Raw genomic sequence first — 18320 nt, 5'->3', positions numbered from 1 at the left:
AAATACAATATCAATTAGTATCGAAAAAGAATTTAAACTTTGTAACTTTGAAGTTGGAAAATGTTAAACTTCAAACAAAACATAAATGAGTCAAGAAATAAGAAATTTAGAACCAAAAGCACTTTGGAATAAGTTTGCCGATTTGAATGCTGTACCTCGTCCGTCTAAAAAAGAAGAGCGTGTTATTGAGTTCATGAAAAACTTCGGTACTAGTTTAGGATTAGAAACTTTTGAGGATGAAATTCGCAATGTAATTATCCGTAAACCAGCCACTCCAGGAATGGAAAACCGTAAAGCAATTGTTTTACAAGGACACTTGGATATGGTACATCAAAAAAATGCCGATACGGTTTTTGATTTTGATACACAAGGAATTGATATGTATGTTGATGGGGATTTGGTTCGTGCTCGAGGAACTACACTTGGTGCAGATAATGGACTTGGAGTTGCAACAATAATGGCAATTTTAGAAAGTAAAGACATTCCGCATCCTGCAATCGAAGCATTGTTTACAATCGATGAAGAAACAGGAATGACTGGTGCATTAAATTTAAAAGGAGGAATTCTTCAAGGTCAGATTTTATTAAATTTAGATACTGAAGAAGATGACGAAATTGATATTGGTTGTGCAGGAGGAATTGATGTAACAGCTACAAGAACCTATAGCGAAGAAGAAGTTCCAGAAGGTTCTGTTGGGCATATTATTACTGTAAAAGGTTTAAATGGTGGTCATTCAGGAATGGATATCAATAAAGGTTTAGGGAATGCAAATAAAATAATGAACCGTTTATTATTTGATGCTTTCGAAAACTTCGGATTACAAGTTGTTGAAATCAATGGAGGAAGCTTACGTAATGCAATTCCGAGAGAAAGTGTTGCAAAAGTGATTATTTCAGAAATGTTTGATGAAGCTTACATTTTTGATATGCAAGAAATCATCAACGATATTAAAACTGAATATAAAACAACTGAACCAAACCTTACAATAGAAATCGTAAAATGCGATTTACCTAAAAAAGTTATGGATTTAGGTGTTCAGGAAGGAATTATTCGTGCTATTTATGCAGCTCACAATGGAGTTTACAGAATGAGTGCTGATATGGACGATTTAGTAGAAACATCTAATAATATTGCTCGTGTAATTGTAAAAGACGGGGAGATTTCTATAGGATGTTTAACACGTTCTTCTGTTGAAACTTCTAAATTTGATTTAGCAAATTCATTGCGTTCTGCTTTTGAACTAGTAGGGTGCGAAGTAGAGCTTTCAGGAAGTTATCCTGGTTGGACTCCAAATGTAAACTCTGAGATATTAGATGTTTTAGTTGGAATTTACGAGAAACAGAATAATGAGAAACCAAAAGTTGTAGCTTGTCACGCTGGTTTAGAGTGTGGGATTCTAGGAACAAATTATCCAGATATGGATATGATTTCTTTCGGTCCAACAATTCATGGAGCACATTCGCCAGACGAAAGAGCAAGTATTTCATCTGCTCAAAAATATTGGAAATTTGTATTAGAAATTCTATCAAATATTCCTGTTAAGTAATAAAGTTCACAGTCGCAGTTTTCGGTTTTCAGTTAAAAAAACTGTATACTAAAAACTGCGACTGATTCCTAAAAATTAGTCTCTTTTAGGACTATTTTTCTTTTCTCTCTTTTCCTCTTTTTTTTCTTTTGCAGTTTTAAGAGGTTCTTTTTTTGCTGTTTTTTTAGCGTCTTGACTCTTTGCCATGATATTTAAGTTTAGTTAATTTCTTTTTATATATAAGTAAATATAGTGACTATTTTTCAGATGTTTATACTTGTAAAGAGTAAAACCTTTTTTGTTAAAATAATTTCAGGTACTATTTCTTATTTAGATACCTGTTTATACACTTCTATCGAATCTTTTGCTAGTCGAATTTTGAGCCAGGATTTTAATTTCTTATCCATTTCATGATCTAATTCTTTCTTGCTTTGGTATAAAACTATTGGAATTATTTTAGTAGTTTGTCCATCTTTATAAGAGTAATTTCCAATGGCTAATGCCGATATATAAGGGAATAATGCTTTTGATTCGTTTGTAATTTGCTCATTATTAAATTGGTATTCGGATAGTTGTTCTCGTAAACTATTAATGAGAATATCTTTTTTATCTACTAAATCCTTACTAGAGTTTATCCTTTTAAGAACATCATTACTTAGATTAAAAGTATCTTGCTGAATTATCAGTTGCGTATTAAGTAGGTTGTATTCGACCAATTTTTTATTCAAATCAACAATTTCCTGATGATTGAATTTTTTAGATAAAAAGGCAAGTTTTATTTTCTTAGGTTTCGAATTATATTCTATTTTCTCATATATTATTGGGTAATCATGGTCGGTGAATTCCTTTTGTATGAAAGTTTCGGTTCTTTGAGTGTAACTTTTTTCAACAAAAAGCTGATAAGCAAAATAAATACTAGGCAAAATCATAAGCATTATAAGAATTGAAATTCCGTATTTTACTTGTCTTTCGCGTTTTAAATCCAGTTGTTCTGCAACAGGATATTCTAGAAATTTTACAATCACAAAAGTGGCAATACAAATAAACACACAGTTTATAGTGTATAAGTACATAGCACCAAAAAAATAGCTAATGTTTCCTAATGCCAAGCCATATCCAGCAGTACATAAAGGAGGCATTAATGCTGTGGCAATAGCTACACCAGGAATAGGATTTCCTTTTTCGACTCTGGTTACTGCAATTACACCAACTAATCCCCCAAAAAAGGCAATTAGGATATCATATATGTTTGGTGATGTTCGTGCTAAAAGCTCAGATTGAGCTTCTTTAAAGGGACTTACATAAAAATAGATAGTCGATATAGCTAAGCTTACAAATGTAGCGATAAGAAGGTTCTTAATGGATTTTTTGACCAATTCGAAGTCGTACATGCCTAAACCAAAACCAGCTCCAACAATCGGCCCCATTAAAGGCGATATTAGCATGGCACCTATAATTACAGCAGTAGAATTTACGTTCAGACCAACAGATGCAATAAGTATCGCACATGCTAATATCCATAAATTGGAACCTCTAAAAGAAATGGCACCAGTAATATTTTCGATTACCTTCTTTTTGTCTTCTTCTCCTTTGTGAAGGTCTATAAAATCCAAGACTTTGTTTATTCTTCGTTTCATTGTAATAGAGGTTTTATTTACAGTTAAAGTACGGATTTTATCTTGAAATAGCTATGATGCATAATGCTGACGCAAAAAAAATCCTCAACTACTTTTGGTAGAGAGGATTTGCTTTTTATTATTTAAAGTAATTTTAATTACGTTTAAGTATTTTATATTGCTCGTAGCAACCGCTTATGGCATCCATTATTTGTAAGTCATTTGCCGATTGTATAAAAGAATCAGAGTAGTTGCAACGTTTTAAAATCTCAGGAATTTCATCTTTGCTTACTCCAAGAAGTACAGCTACGGTTTCTCTGTCAAATTTAGATTCTAATAAGTTACGCACTGTATCGTCTTTTTTCATTTCCTTGAGTTTCTTGAGCTCCTTGGGGTTTTTTCCGAAAAAATTATAAAGTACATCTGTCGGATTAAAGATGGATCCTAATACTTTACCAAAGGCATTTGGCGAATATTCTCCAGCTTCATATCCTTGGGTTAAACCTGAAATACTATATCGATAATTTTCTTTTGCAGGAATCAGTTTAGAGTCAACTTCCAGATAACCAGTTAGGTTAAAAGGGCGTATAATTACCTCTTCAAGGGCAATTGCTTTTTCAGTAAGCTGAATTTTTGTGACTTTGTTTTTTATCCAGTCATTCGTAACACGAATCCTTAAGGACTGGAATCCTAAAATAGAGAAGTGTAAGGTATCATTTGGCTGTACATCAATTTCAAAATATCCTTTAGCATCAGATGTAGCACCTCTTACCTTATTAAGGTTAATGATGTTTACGCTAGATAGAGGAAGTTTTGTGTTGTCGTTAACAATGTAACCAGATACTCGTTGAGAATGCTCAATGTCTTGAGAAAACGCGGTCGTGGAAAGTACTAAAAATAAGAAAACTACAAAATATTTCATAAACTGATTTAAAACTTTAAAAGTAGTAAATCAGGATTAAATATTTTGTAGTCTTCAAGTATAATTATAAGAAAATTAACAAAGAGTATTAATCTCTTCTTGGTCTTCTTGGTCTTGATGAATCACCAAAGCTTTCAGAACGTCTTGGAGCTCTATCAGAACCACCTTCGCTTCTTGGAGCCGAGCTTCTGAAACCACCTTCTCTTGGAGCTGAGTTTCTGTCGCTTCTAAAACCACCTTCTCTTGGAGCAGAATTTCTGTCGCTTCTAAATCCGCCACCAGAACCTTCTCTTCTTGGAGCAGAACTTCTTCCGCCTCCAAAACCACCACCAGAACTTCTTCCGTTATGGTCACGTCTTCCACCACCGTCATTTTTAGAAATTTCAACATTAATACGACGTCCTTCTAATTGTACGTTGTTTAATACTTCCATAACTTTGTCAGTGTGCTCAGGATCTGTGTTAAAGAAAGAGAAACCTTCTTTTACATCTACCTTGAAAACGTCATCACGACCTAAGTCTAATGTTTCTTTCAAGTAATCTTTTAATGACATCCAATCAAAATTATCTCTTGATCCAATGTTTACGAAATATCTTGTTGCACCACCATTGTTATTAGGTCTTGCAGCACCATCTCTATCATCACGTCTTTCAGAACCAGATGATTGATTAGAGATATCTCTGTTCTTTTTGTAATAAGCAATAAAACGGTTAAATTCAACAGAAACCATTTTCTTGATTAATTCTTCTTTAGATAATCCTTCTAAAACATTGTTAATAGCAGGAAGATAGTTGTCAATTTCGTGATCAACCTCAGTATCTTTAATCTTGTTTGCTAAGTGCAATAATTGGATTTCGCAAATTTCGATTCCAGAAGGAATAGTTTTTTCTTCAAACTTTTGTTTGATAATTCTTTCGATAGAAGAGATCTTACGTAATTCACTTTTAGTAACAATTACGATAGAAGTTCCTAATTTTCCAGCTCTACCAGTACGTCCAGAACGGTGATTGTAAGTTTCGATTTCGTCAGGTAATTGGTAGTTTACAACGTGAGTAATACTATCAACATCAATACCACGTGCAGCAACGTCAGTAGCTACAAGCATCTGAATTTGTCTTCCACGGAAAGATTTCATTACGCCATCACGTTGCGCCTGAGATAAATCTCCGTGCAATGCAGCAGCGCTGTATCCATCTTCGATTAATTTTTCGGCAACAGCCTGAGTGTCTCTTTTAGTACGACAGAAAACTACAGAGAAAATGTCTGGATTAGCATCAGCTAAACGTTTCAAAGCCTCGTAACGATCACGTGCATTTACTAAGTAAAATTCGTGAGATACAGTTGAAGAACCTGAGTTTTTAGCTCCAACAGTAATTTCTAATGGCTCGTGCATGAATTGTTTTGCAATTCTAGCAACTTCTTGTGGCATAGTTGCAGAGAACAACCATGTGCTTTTTTCGTCTGGAGATGTTGATAAGATGTTTACGATATCTTCGTAGAATCCCATGTTCAACATTTCGTCAGCCTCATCAAGAACACAATAGTTGATTTGAGAAATGTTTACCAATCCTCTGTTAATCATATCTTGCATTCTACCTGGAGTAGCCACAATAATTTGTGCTCCTCTTTTTATGTCTCTAGCTTGTTCTGTTATACTTGCACCACCGTAAACTGCTACTACATTAATACCTTTTTCGTATTTAGAGTAGTTTTTAATTTCGTTAGTAATCTGCAAACAAAGCTCGCGGGTTGGAGATAAAATTAATGCTTGTGTATTTCTGTTGTTGGCATCAATTTTTTGAATTAGCGGAAAACCAAAAGCTGCCGTTTTCCCTGTCCCTGTCTGAGCCAACGCAACCATATCTGTGTCTTTTTCCAATAATAGGGGAATCGCTTTCTCCTGTACTTCAGTCGGATTTTCAAATCCTAGATCTAAAATCGCCTTCAGTAACGATTCACTCAATCCTAATTGTTCAAATTTATTCATATGTATTTTTAAAATAGGGTGCAAAATTACTGTTAATTATTCAGATAAACTAATGCTATTTTAAGAATTGTATATTTATTATGATTTGATTATCAAACGGTTATGTTTTTGATTAAGTATTTTATCATCGTTTTTTATGAAATTGCAGCAAAAAAACGTCTAGAAATTTAAAATTTGGGATGTAAAATGTTGCATTCTAAACAATTATTGAACGAGGTTCAGAAAATCAATAAGTTGTTGGGTTGCTTTTCCGCGATGACTAATTTTATTTTTAACAGTTAAAGGTAATTCAGCAAAAGTTTCTTCATAGCCTTCAGGTTGAAAAATCGGGTCATAGCCAAAGCCTTGATCTCCTTTTTTATCCTGAGTAATACTTCCATCAGCAATACCTGTAAATAGGTGTTGCTTTCCGTTTAAATTTAATGCAATTACAGTTTTAAAATGAGCTTTTCGGTTAGAAACATTATTAAGCCCGTTTAAAACTTTATTCATATTATCATCAGAGTTGCGTTGTTCTCCTGCATATCTGGCTGAATATACTCCAGGTTCTCCATTTAGTGCACTAATCTCAAGACCAGTATCATCGGCAAAACAATCGTAGCCATACTTTTGGGTAACGTAATCGGCTTTAAGAATAGCGTTACCTTCAATAGTATCAGCAGTTTCTGGAATGTCTTCGTGACAACCAATGTCTTCTAAGCTTAATATTTTTATACTACCGTCGAGTATACTTTGTATTTCCAGAATTTTATTTTTATTGTTCGAAGCAAAAACGAGATCCATTATATATAGGTGTGTAATTAAAAAGATGTTCATACAAAGTTACAAAGTTTTGATGGAATTTCGACTTTGTAGTTTTTATGAAGCTTCCGGAGTTTGGGGACACTGTATGTTATATTTTATATGGCAATCCAGCGGAAAGTAGAATATGTTCGTTGCAGACCTTTGTCAAAGTTCCTTACAGCCTTGGTTCAAAACTTTGACAAAGGTGTATGAGTGATCCTGTTCAGTCCAATGATAGGTATTGCGTATGAAATATAATTAGATTATGTTTGAATTAATGATTTATTGATTCAACTCAAAAGAAAAAAATATGATTAAGAAAATTATCCAAATCTCATTTGCTATCGTTATTATATTGTCATTAGTAAGTTGTAAAAACACCAAACAAAAACTTCAGGAATACGTTATTACTTACAATACTAGTATAGCACCAAGTTTTAAAGGCGAAAATATTATTGGTACTACTGCCAGAGGATATTTAGAAGATAATAAAATTGAAATAAGAATAGAAACCGATTTAGAGCAAAACGAATCAAATAAACAAAAATATAGCAAGGCATTTCCTGATTTGTTGGCTGAAATGATTAAAAAAGAACAACTCCCTAAAGCGTTAATCGAAGAAGGAGTATCTTTTCATGTGTATTTTTTAGCTAAGGATAATACAGTTTTGTCTAAAGTAATAATTAATAAGGAAGAATTAAAAGAGCTGTTAAAAGAAAAGTAAGCTTGTAAAATATCCTAAAAACTTAAAAGCCTCTTTGTTTTATACGAGGGCACTGAAAAAGTCCTTTTCACGAATAAATTGTTAATTAAAAGGAGTAGAAGCTAAAAGTTTCTGCTCCTTTTTTTGTATCTTTTGAGTGTAATCATAAGGCTTTTTAGATGTTAATTCAACAGCAACAAATTCAGTTTAGTCCCTATTCCTCATTATATGATTTAATTGTTCCTCAGGATAATCTCCTTAGAAAAATCAACGAACTCATAGACTTCTCATTCATCTACGATGAGTTGCTAAATAAATATTGCATCACTAATGGTCGTACAGCAGAAAGCCCAGTGCGTATGTTTAAGTATTTACTTCTAAAAACAATTTATGATGTCTCGGATGTTGATGTAGTAGAACGTTCACGTTTTGATATGTCTTTTAAGTATTTCTTAGAAATGACACCAGAGGAGAGTGTTATTAATCCAAGTTCTTTAACGAAATTTCGTAAACTTCGCCTGAAGGATACGGACTTATTAAATCTACTCATTGGTAAAACAGTATCTATAGCCGTCGAAAAGGGAATCATCAGATCCAGGTCTATTATAGTTGATGCTACACACACTTTATCAAGATCAAATCCATTTGCAGCAATTGATGTATTAAGAGAGCGCTCTAAACTTCTACGAAGAACAGTATATTTATTTGATGACCAATTCAAAGAGCATATGCCCGAGAAGAACAATACCAATGAATTGGAAAAAGAATTAGCCTATTGTAAAGAACTGGAGCAGCGCATAGAAAAAGAAGAATCTTTGAGTTCTATACCTGCTGTAAAAGAAAAGCTAAATCTGCTTAAAGAAACTATAGAAGATACTCAGGAAAATTTTATCTTATCAAAAGATATAGATGCTAAAACAGGTCATAAATCCGCAGATAGCTCTTTCTTTGGATACAAGACTCATTTAGCGATGACCGAAGAGCGAATCATCACAGCGGCTGTAGTTACCTCAGGAGAGAAAGCAGATGGTCCAGAGTTACCAAAACTCTTAGAGATTAGTCAGCAAAACGGAATTGATGTAAATACCATTATTGGTGATGGAGCTTATTCAGGAACAGAAAATCTCAAGCGAGCAAATGGGAAAAATATTAGAGTTGTAGCTAAGTTAAATGTTTCAGTAGCAAATGGGACAAGAAAAGAGGAAGATAAATTTCAATATAATAAAGATGCCGATAGAATGGTTTGTCCTGCAGGACATATGGCTATACGAAAAGCTAGACAGGGCAAAAAAAATGTTGGAAAAAATCAAACATATACCTACTATTTCGATGTCGAAAAATGCAAATCTTGTTCTTTAAAACAGGGGTGTTATAAAGGGGCAAAAACAAAAACCTACTGTGTAAGGATAAAATCAGACTTACACCAAGAACAAATCGCCTTTCAAGAAACGGATTATTTCAAAGAAAAAGCAAAACATCGATACAAAATAGAGGCTAAAAATAGTGAGTTAAAAAACGTACATGGCTATGATAGAGCAATATCGTACGGCATTGCCAATATGCAAATGCAAGGAGCAATGGCTATTTTTACAGTCAACTTAAAAAGAATACTGAAATTAATGTAAGAAATTTATAAAATAAGTATGCCTACACAAAATGCCCCCTATAAATCAAAAATCGATTCATATAGCTGCAAATAAAAAACAGATATAAAACGAAAAACGCTTACAACGGATATTTTTAAATCCTGTTATAAGCGTTTTTTCATTGTCTAAAAACAATCCCAATCAAAATAAGGGATGTTTTTCAGTGCCCTCGTTTTATACAAAGAGGCTTTTTTTATTTAGCGTTTGGTAACGCTTGTTAGATTATCTGGGAAATATAGTTCGGATAAATTGGTAAATTCATCACCACGCATAAAGATATTAATGTCGACATCAGCAAAACGTGTTTTTCCTGCAGCAGCCAATAATTCATTTGCCGAATGCAAGGTGTTTTTATGGAAATGAAATACACGGTCGGATTTATCTGTAACTACTAAACCTTTCATCAGCATTTTATTTTGTGTTGCAACTCCCGTTGGGCATTCATTATTATGACAACGTAAAGCCTGGATGCAACCTAATGAGAACATAAAACCTCTGGCACTATTACACATATCCGCACCAAGTGCTACAGCATGAAGGATAGAGTATCCAGAGATAATTTTTCCGCTACCAATTACTCTCATTTTATCTCTAATATTTAGAGAAATCAATGTTTTATTTACAAAAATTAAAGCAGGCTCAAATGGCATACCCACACCATCTGCAAATTCTAGCGGAGCTGCACCTGTACCACCTTCGGCACCATCGATAGTTATGAAATCAGGAAAACAATCTTCGGAAATCATTTCATGACAAATGTCTTCAAATTCTTTAGTGCTACCGATACAAAGTTTAAAACCAATAGGTTTACCGTTAGATAATTCGCGTAAGCGAGCCACAAAATGAACTAATCCTTTAGCATCAGAGAATGCGCTGTGGCTAGGAGGAGATAAAATTGTAGTATGTGGTTGTACACCTCTTATTTTGGCTATTTGTTCTGTGTTTTTAGATGCAGGAAGTACACCACCATGTCCTGGTTTTGCTCCTTGTGATAGTTTAATTTCTATCATTTTTACATTTGGAAGTAATGCTTTTTCTTTAAACTTTTCTCCATCAAAGTTTCCATTTGCATCACGACAACCAAAATATCCAGTACCTATTTGCCAAGTTATATCGCCACCACCAGCAAGATGAAATTCTGTAAGTCCACCTTCACCAGTATTTTGATAGAATTTTCCTTTTTGTGCACCTATATTTAAGGCACGAACAGCATTTTCGCTTAGCGAACCAAAACTCATTGCCGATATATTTAGTAAAGAAGCTAAGTAAGGCTGCTTACAATCTTTACCACCTACAAGTACACGAGGTAATTCGTCATTTACTTTGGCAGGAAAAATTGAATGTTTGATTCCTTCGTAACTATCGTGATTAAGATTTAGTTGTGTTCCAAAAGGAGAACTAGAATCTATATTTTTGGCTCTTTGATAAACTAATGAACGTTGATTTCTTGAGAAAGGTTTACCGTCTGTAGATCTTTCGATGAAGTATTGCTGAATTTCAGGTGCAATCATTTCAAATAAATACCTGAAATAACCTAAAACAGGAAAGTTTCTTAAAATAGCATGTTTTGTTTGAATTGTATTATAAACACCAACAACTAATAATATAGGAATAATAATAAGGAGTAAGAAACCACGTCCTGACTCAGAATAATGATAAATTGCTGCAACAACTAGAAACAATAAGAATCCGTAGATAAAGAATTTTTTTCTCATGTTTTTTAATTTTTAATTTGAAAAGTATAAATGTAAATTGTAAAATATGTTAGCTGTATCTCAAGCGAACGTAATTATGTTTGATTCCTTTTTTATCCGAATCTCTTTCGTCGATTTCAAGAATATCTGTTAAGGATTTTAGCATTGGAGTTAATTTTGAAAAACCATAATTTCTTGGGTCAAATTCAGGTTTCTTCTTAACCAAAAGATTACCTATATCTCCTAAGAACGCCCATCCATCATCATCACCAATTGCATCAATTGTATCTTCGATAAGTTCAATAGTTTGAAGGTCGATTTTGTTTAGTGGCTTTTCGGTTTGTTTCTCAGGTTGCTTTCCAGTTGGTTTTTCAACAGGTTTTTTAGAGTCAGAAGTAGTAGGTTTTGGCTCTTTCTTTTTGATAGCGCCATCTAATACTTCAATATATATAAAACGATCGCAGGCTACAATAAATGCACTTGGTGTTTTCTTTTCGCCAATACCGATTACTTTCATACCAGATTCACGCAATCTAATAGCCAATCTGGTAAAATCACTATCGCTAGAAACGATACAAAAACCGTCTAGTTTACCCGAATACAATAAATCCATGGCATCGATAATTAATGCCGAATCGGAAGAGTTTTTACCTACGGTGTAACTATATTGTTGGATAGGGGTAATGGCATGTTCTAGTAATACGCTTTTCCAACCGTTTGCATTAGGTTTAGTCCAGTCGGCATATATACGTTTAGTTGTTGGAGTACCAAATTTAGTAATTTCCTCCATCATCCCTTTTACATTGCTATACGGTACATTATCGGCATCGATAAGTACAGCAAGTTTCAATTCTTTGGTGCTGTTTAAAGACATTTTTTGGTTTTACAAAATTATAATCTACCAAAGATAAAACTAAAATTAGTTTTTATAGGATCTTGCTTTATAATATGTGTTTCTGAATAATTAAATTATTCTGGTTATAAATAAGGTAAGATTTTTATTTTAGAAATCTATTAAAGATAAATTTGTCTTTTAATATGTTTTTAAATACATTTGTATAAAATTAAATCAACTAGTCTATGTTTTCAAAAGCCTGTGAGTATGGTATTCGCGCCTCGATATTTATTGCTACAAAATCATCACAAGGAATTAGGGTTGGGATAAAAGATGTGGCGAAAGAAATTGATTCTCCAGAACCTTTTACTGCCAAAATAATGCAGATTCTTACCAAAAACGGAATTATAGATTCGGCAAAAGGTGTAGGAGGTGGTTTTGAGGTTTCTACTGATAAAGTAAAATCTATTAAATTAATTCAGATTGTTGATGCTATTGATGGAGACAACATATATAAAGGATGTGGTATTGGCTTAAAAGAATGTTCAGAAGTGCATCCTTGCCCGGTACATAATCAATTTAAGCAAATACGTGAATTACTTTTAGATATGCTTACAAATACAACCCTGGAAGAACTCGCATTAGGTGTAAAATCAGGAGATTCTTTTCTTAAAGCATTAAACAAAAACAATTAATATTATATAATTTAAATACTCAAAAATGAATAAAAAAGTCAAAATTTCGATTGTAATGCTAATGGGATGTTTAGCAATAACTTCATGTGGTAAAAAAGAAACTGCACCAACTGATACGCCAACAGAGGTAAGTGAGCCAACAGAGGATTCTGAAGGGCAAACGGCAGCAGTTAGTAATGTTTTGGTTATTGAAGGAAATGATCAAATGCAATTTAATACCAAAGAGTTAAAAGCTGTAGCAGGAAAACCTATCACGCTAACATTAAAACACGTAGGTAAGATTCCTAAAGCTGCGATGGGACATAACGTAGTTATTTTGCAAGAAGGTACAGATGAAGCTGCTTTTGCGGGTAAAGCTGCTGCTGCTAAAGACACTGATTATATTCCTGCTTCTGAAAAAGCTTCGATTATCGCTCATACTAAATTAATTGGTGGAGGAGAAGAGGATACTATTGAGTTTACTGTAGATAAAAAAGGAACATACAATTTTTTATGTACTTTCCCAGGGCACGTTGCCATGATGAAAGGTGTTTTAATTGTTGAATAATTAAAGAACTCTAATCCATAAATTAGGGGGTTAGAGTTTTTTATTAAACTAATAAAGGATAAAAAAGTCTTTTATTGATGAAATTTAAAAAAATGAAAAGAGAAAAAAAATTATGGATAGCATTTGCTTTGGTAATGAGCATATCGTTTGCTGTTTTGGGGTATTATGGCTATGAAATTTACCAACAAGCGCCACCAATCCCTAAACAAATAGTTTCAGATAGCGGAAAACTTATTTTTTCTGAAGATGAGATTAAAGACGGGCAAAATGTTTGGCAAAGTATAGGAGGACAAGAGGTAGGATCTATTTGGGGACACGGTGCTTATGTAGCACCAGATTGGACTGCCGATTGGTTGCATAGAGAAGCCATGTTTATTCTGAACAAATATTCGAAAGAAGATTATGGTAAAGAATTTAATGACTTAGATAAGGAAAAACAAGCAGCATTAAAGATACGCTTACAAAAAGATGTGAGAACAAATCGTTATGATAAAAATTCACAAACACTTACAATTTCAGAAAATAGAGTAGCAGCAATTCAATATCTTAGTGAATATTATCAAGGACTTTTTACCAATGATCCTAAGTTTGATAAATTAAGAGAAGAATATGCAATTCCTAAAAACTCAATAAAAGACGAAGCAAGAATGCATAAAATGAATGCATTTTTCTTTTGGGCAACTTGGGCAACTGTAACCCAACGTCCCGATTCGGATATTTCATACACACACAACTGGCCATCAGACGAATTGGTTGGTAATAATGCCACAAAAGAATTGCTTGCCTGGTCGGGTGTCAGTATTATTTTACTGATTTTTAGTATCGGAATCCTAGTATTTTATCATGCAAAATCGGGTGAAGAAGAGGAGTTTCCGCTTCCTAGTAAAGATCCAATACTTAATCAGGGAATGACTCCATCGATGCATTTGATCAAAAAATATTTCTGGGTAGTAAGTTTATTGATGATTTTACAAATGGCTTTAGGGATAATTACAGCTCATTATGGTGTAGAAGGAAATGCTTTATATGGCATTCCTATAGATCAGATTTTACCATACGCAGTTACACGAACTTGGCATACCCAATTGGCTATTTTTTGGATAGCAACAGCTTGGTTAGCTACAGGATTATATATAGCTCCGGCAGTTTCGGGTAAAGACCCTAAATTTCAGTGTTTTGGAGTGAACTTCTTGTTTATTGCTTTATTAATCATTGTTTTGGGTTCAATGGTAGGACAATGGTTTGGGGTAATGCAAAAACTAGATTTGGTACAAAACTTTTGGTTTGGACATCAAGGTTACGAATATGTAGATCTGGGACGTTTCTGGCAAATATTCCTTCTAGTTGGATTATTCCTATGGTTGGCATTAATGATACGTCCGCTAATTCCTATTTTAAAGAAAAAGACAGAAGAAAAAAATCTAATCATTTTGTTCTTGATTTCTTGTACAGCAATTGCCATGTTTTATGGAGCAGGATTAATGTGGGGAAGACAAACAAATTTAGCCATTGCCGAATATTGGAGATGGTGGGTTGTACACCTATGGGTAGAAGGATTCTTTGAAGTATTTGCAACAGTTGTTATCGCATTTTTATTTGTTCGTTTGGGATTATTAAAAACTAAAACAGCTACTTTAAATGTATTATTTGCAACTATTATTTTTATGTCGGGAGGTATTCTTGGAACTTTCCATCACTTGTACTTTTCTGGAACACCAACAGCTATTATGGCATTAGGAGCTTCATTTAGTGCATTAGAAGTTGTACCGCTTACATTAATAGGTTTTGAAGCATACCAAAATTATAAATTATCAAAATCTACACAATGGATTATTGATTACAAATGGCCTATTTACTTTATGATAGCCGTTGCGTTTTGGAATTTCCTTGGAGCTGGAGTTTTCGGATTCATTATCAATCCGCCAATTGCATTGTATTATGTACAAGGTTTAAATACAACACCTCTTCACGCACACACAGCATTGTTTGGTGTTTACGGAATGTTAGGAATTGGTTTAATGCTTTTTGTTTTAAGAAGTTTATACAGAAATATTACCTGGAACGAGAAACTACTTAAAATTACGTTTTGGTCATTAAATATAGGGTTGTTTTTAATGGCTGTATTGAGTTTGTTGCCAATAGGAATTTGGCAAGCTATCGAAAGTATTGATCACGGAATGTGGTATGCACGTTCATCAGAGTTAATGCAACAACCTACAATGATTACTTTAAAATGGATGCGTGCCATAGGGGATTCTATCTTCGGAATAGGAATTATAACTACGGCTTGGTTTGTCTTTGATTTGACATTAAAAAACAGAAGAAAATAATAAAATAAAAATAATATCATGGAAAATTTACAAAATAAAACAATAGGAACATTTGTAGCAGAAGATTTTAGAACTGCAGCAGTATTTTCAAAATATAAAATCGATTTTTGTTGCAAAGGAAACAGAACCATCGACGAAGTTTGTGCAAAGCAAGAAATTGACTCTAAAGTTTTGCTTAAAAAGATTAAAGAAGCTTTATCAGCCGAAGATACTAATGCAATAGATTTTAACTCATGGCCATTGGATTTATTGGCTGATTATATCGAGAAAACACACCACCGTTATGTAGAGGATAAATCTATCATTATAATGCAATTTCTAAATAAACTTTGCAGTGTTCATGGAGGGAATCATCCAGAATTGTTTAAGATAAACCAATTGTTTACCGAATGTGCAGGCGAATTAGCTCAACACATGAAAAAAGAAGAATTGATGTTATTCCCTTTTATAAAAAAGATGGTTAAAGCAAAAGAAACAGACGAAGCTTTAGCACAACCTCCTTTTGGAACTGTATCTAATCCAATTGCAATGATGATGCATGAGCATGATGCCGAAGGAGAACGCTTTCGCGAAATTGCCAGCCTAACTAATGATTATCAGGCGCCAAGCGACGGATGTACTACTTACAAAGTAACGTATGCTATGCTAAAAGAATTTGAAGAGAATTTGCATACACATATTCATCTGGAAAATAATATCTTATTTCCTAAAGCAATGATTATGGAAAAAGAGTTTTCTTAAAAAATAAGAATGTATAATTAATAAAAGAATGCACCGATAAATTAATTAACATCGGTGCATTTTTATTTCTATAAATAGGAGATTAGGATTATTTTGAACTACTTTTAATTTAAATAAAGATGAAATTATTAACTAAAATGAGTTCGCAAAAAAGTTGGGTTGTATGTTGCTTCTTTAATTTTTTAATAGCTTCGCTTATGGGGTTGTTAATGCGTTATGTCTATCTATTTCCTTTAAATATAAATTATAGTTTCTTACTTCATGCACATTCACATGTAGCGATGTTAGGTTGGGCTTATTTGATGATTTATGTTTTAATTGTTCGTTTTTTTATCCCAAAAGAAAAAAGTCAGAAACCAATTTATAATCAGTTATTCTGGGTTACCGAATTTGCTGTTATTGGTATGATGGTAACTTTCCCGATTCAGGGATATGCCTTGTTTTCGATTATATTTTCTACAATGCATATTGTACTCAGTTATGTTTTTTGTTGGCTGGTTTGGAGAGATGGTTTTAAGGATAAAAGAAGCGATCATAAACTTTTATTGGCAGCGATTTTATTTATGGTTTTCTCGACTTTCGGAGTTTGGTGTTTAGGGTCAGCAGTAAGTATGTTGGGGAAACAAAGTGCTTTTTATCAAATTGCAATTCAGTTTTTCCTGCATTTTCAGTTTAATGGATGGTTTTTGTTTGCGGTTTTGGCTTTGTTTTTAAAGCAATTTGAAGATAAAATAGAAAAAAAGTCGTTCAAAATATTCTTCACTCTACTCATCATAGCTACATTTTTAACCATAGCATTTCCTGTAAGTTGGTATGTCGAGAACAATTTATTAAGTTGGATTAATACTATTGGAGTTGTTTTGCAATTGGTTGCTTTTGTCCATTTTTATAAAATGCTAAAGCCTCAAATAAACTCGTTTAAAGCTAATTTAGATTCAACGACTAAAATAGTATATGGTTTGGCGTTGTGTTCTTTATTCTTGAAAATAGGCATCCAATTATTGGTTTTAATACCTAATCTAGCCGAAATTTCACATCAAATTCGAAGTTTTATAGTTGGTTTTATTCATTTAACAACTTTAGGTATAATCACAGGATTTTTGCTTGGAGTATTAATTCAGAATAAGCTGCTTTCGCATCAATCTTATTTACTTCGTGCAGGAATAAAGTATTTTATTTTGGGATATATAGCAACAGAAATATTGCTATTTATTCAAGGGGGATTTCTTTATTTTGGTAAAGGATCACTTTGGGGTTATTACGAAGAAATTTTCAGCACAAGCGTTCTTATTGTTGTAGGGTTAAGTTTAATTACAGCTTCAATCATTAAGACAAAAAATGTTAGATTGTAATATTTTTTCGCCACAGATTATTATGATTAAAAGGATTCTAACACTTTGTCAATAAAGGAACGCGGATTAAACGGATTCGCTAAGGCGAAAACGCGATCCCGAAGCGTCGGGACGGATTTTCTTTTTATTGTTTTAAAATCTGTCCCGACGCTTCGGGATCGCGTCTTTACTTTTATAAATCAGCGCTAATCCGCGTTCTTTTTTGCTACAGATTAACTTTGCGTTCCTTGCGTAACCTTTGAGCTCCTTGCGGTTAATTCCTCAACATATTATAAAACAAAAAACAAGAGTCGATTAATCAAAATCTTCCCTTGTTCTTTACGAATTAATTAACCTATTTAATTTTTTCTGCTTCCAGATTTATTCTGTCTACTGTTTTATCATTGTTTACTCCTAAGCCTTCTTGTTGGTAAATTAATTCTCCATCAGGGTTAAAAACACTTATAATATTGGAGTGTGAAAAATCTATGGGAGATATTTTTTTATAATTAACAGCTAGAACAGCTGCAAATTCTCGAGTATTATCTTCTGTAGAACGTAAGAAAATCCACGGGTCATTTTCCATTTTATTAGCAATAGCAAATGCTTTTAGTTTTTCGGGAGTATCAGTTTCGGGATCAATACTTACGAGAATAAGTTTTACGTTTTTCTTTGTTTCTTTATTTAATCGAGATTCTATATTTCTCATATCGGCAACTAATCTTGGGCAAGCAGCTTTACAAGTTGTATAAATCATTACCATAACCAGAAGATTTCCTTTTAGACTTTTTAGTTCGATATCTTTTCCATCTTGGGTTGTCCATTGTGAGGGCAAATTATAAATGGATAAATCACTAATTGGTTTGTCTTCTGTGGCTAATGAACCGTCTTCTTTTTTAGATTCTTTGCAACTTTGCAAAGTAAAAAGAAGAATGAAAATTGCCATTATTGTTTTTTTCATTTTT

15 protein-coding genes are annotated in these 18320 nt (G+C 33.2%); 8 read left to right on the top strand and 7 right to left on the bottom strand.

Annotation, left to right across the window (positions count from 1 at the left end; genetic code table 11):
• The first annotated feature begins 85 nt into the window (after positions 1 to 85).
• Positions 86 to 1546, top strand: coding sequence for an aminoacyl-histidine dipeptidase (locus AC3IPI_RS22380; RefSeq protein WP_489155851.1), 1461 nt, complete (start codon positions 86 to 88; stop codon positions 1544 to 1546).
• Positions 1547 to 1851: 305 nt separating this feature from the next.
• Here AC3IPI_RS22380 and AC3IPI_RS22375 read toward each other — a convergent pair whose 3' ends face one another.
• From AC3IPI_RS22375 to AC3IPI_RS22360, 4 genes are all read right to left on the bottom strand, one after another.
• On the bottom strand, positions 1852 to 3162 hold the full coding sequence (locus AC3IPI_RS22375; protein ID WP_489155849.1) for a TIGR00341 family protein: 1311 nt from the start codon (positions 3160 to 3162) through the stop codon (positions 1852 to 1854).
• 133 nt (positions 3163 to 3295) lie between these two features.
• On the bottom strand, positions 3296 to 4063 hold the full coding sequence (locus AC3IPI_RS22370) for a carboxypeptidase-like regulatory domain-containing protein (protein ID WP_039112597.1): 768 nt from the start codon (positions 4061 to 4063) through the stop codon (positions 3296 to 3298).
• Between the two features lie 88 nt (positions 4064 to 4151).
• Positions 4152 to 6050, bottom strand: a complete 1899-nt coding sequence (locus AC3IPI_RS22365; RefSeq protein WP_039112599.1) for a DEAD/DEAH box helicase — start codon at positions 6048 to 6050, stop codon at positions 4152 to 4154.
• A gap of 204 nt (positions 6051 to 6254) precedes the next feature.
• Complete coding sequence (locus tag AC3IPI_RS22360; RefSeq protein ID WP_489159250.1) at positions 6255 to 6833, bottom strand: non-canonical purine NTP diphosphatase; 579 nt, start codon at positions 6831 to 6833, stop codon at positions 6255 to 6257.
• A 310-nt stretch (positions 6834 to 7143) separates the two neighbouring features.
• Between AC3IPI_RS22360 and AC3IPI_RS22355 the strand changes: the two genes are divergently transcribed.
• A complete protein-coding gene (locus tag AC3IPI_RS22355) occupies positions 7144 to 7557 on the top strand; it encodes a hypothetical protein (protein ID WP_489155846.1) in 414 nt (137 codons plus the stop codon).
• A 158-nt stretch (positions 7558 to 7715) separates the two neighbouring features.
• On the top strand, positions 7716 to 9161 hold the full coding sequence (locus AC3IPI_RS22350) for an IS1182 family transposase (protein WP_489153512.1): 1446 nt from the start codon (positions 7716 to 7718) through the stop codon (positions 9159 to 9161).
• Between the two features lie 218 nt (positions 9162 to 9379).
• Here the strand turns inward: AC3IPI_RS22350 and AC3IPI_RS22345 are convergent, their stop codons facing one another.
• Together AC3IPI_RS22345 and AC3IPI_RS22340 are read right to left on the bottom strand one after the other, a co-directional pair.
• The gene (locus AC3IPI_RS22345) at positions 9380 to 10897 is read right to left on the bottom strand and encodes an FMN-binding glutamate synthase family protein (RefSeq protein WP_489155844.1); all 1518 of its coding nucleotides are present in this window, start codon (positions 10895 to 10897) and stop codon (positions 9380 to 9382) included.
• Positions 10898 to 10946: 49 nt separating this feature from the next.
• Positions 10947 to 11750, bottom strand: a complete 804-nt coding sequence (locus tag AC3IPI_RS22340) for an NYN domain-containing protein (RefSeq protein WP_039112604.1) — start codon at positions 11748 to 11750, stop codon at positions 10947 to 10949.
• Positions 11751 to 11956: 206 nt separating this feature from the next.
• Between AC3IPI_RS22340 and AC3IPI_RS22335 the strand changes: the two genes are divergently transcribed.
• The 5 genes from AC3IPI_RS22335 to AC3IPI_RS22315 all read left to right on the top strand — a co-directional run bounded on the left by AC3IPI_RS22335 (position 11957) and on the right by AC3IPI_RS22315 (position 17376).
• Entirely contained in the window at positions 11957 to 12406 is a 450-nt protein-coding gene (locus AC3IPI_RS22335) for an RrF2 family transcriptional regulator (protein WP_039112605.1), read from the top strand.
• 25 nt (positions 12407 to 12431) lie between these two features.
• The gene (gene azu / locus AC3IPI_RS22330) at positions 12432 to 12953 is read left to right on the top strand and encodes an azurin (protein WP_039112606.1); all 522 of its coding nucleotides are present in this window, start codon (positions 12432 to 12434) and stop codon (positions 12951 to 12953) included.
• A gap of 92 nt (positions 12954 to 13045) precedes the next feature.
• Positions 13046 to 15283, top strand: coding sequence for a nitric-oxide reductase large subunit (locus AC3IPI_RS22325; RefSeq protein ID WP_489155841.1), 2238 nt, complete (start codon positions 13046 to 13048; stop codon positions 15281 to 15283).
• Positions 15284 to 15301: 18 nt separating this feature from the next.
• The gene (gene ric / locus AC3IPI_RS22320; protein ID WP_409417059.1) at positions 15302 to 16024 is read left to right on the top strand and encodes an iron-sulfur cluster repair di-iron protein; all 723 of its coding nucleotides are present in this window, start codon (positions 15302 to 15304) and stop codon (positions 16022 to 16024) included.
• Between the two features lie 119 nt (positions 16025 to 16143).
• Positions 16144 to 17376 carry a hypothetical protein gene (locus AC3IPI_RS22315; protein WP_489155839.1) on the top strand — a complete coding sequence of 411 codons (1233 nt, stop codon included), beginning with the start codon at positions 16144 to 16146 and terminating at the stop codon, positions 17374 to 17376.
• Positions 17377 to 17710: 334 nt separating this feature from the next.
• Here AC3IPI_RS22315 and AC3IPI_RS22310 read toward each other — a convergent pair whose 3' ends face one another.
• Positions 17711 to 18316: an SCO family protein gene (locus AC3IPI_RS22310; RefSeq protein WP_489155837.1), complete on the bottom strand. Its 606-nt coding sequence runs from the start codon at positions 18314 to 18316 to the stop codon at positions 17711 to 17713.
• Positions 18317 to 18320 lie beyond the last annotated feature (4 nt).

It is taken from the genome of Flavobacterium sp. GL_143 (assembly GCF_057834355.1).
Note: the sequence above shows the minus strand (reverse complement) of the source record. Positions and strands in the feature narration are given on the sequence as shown.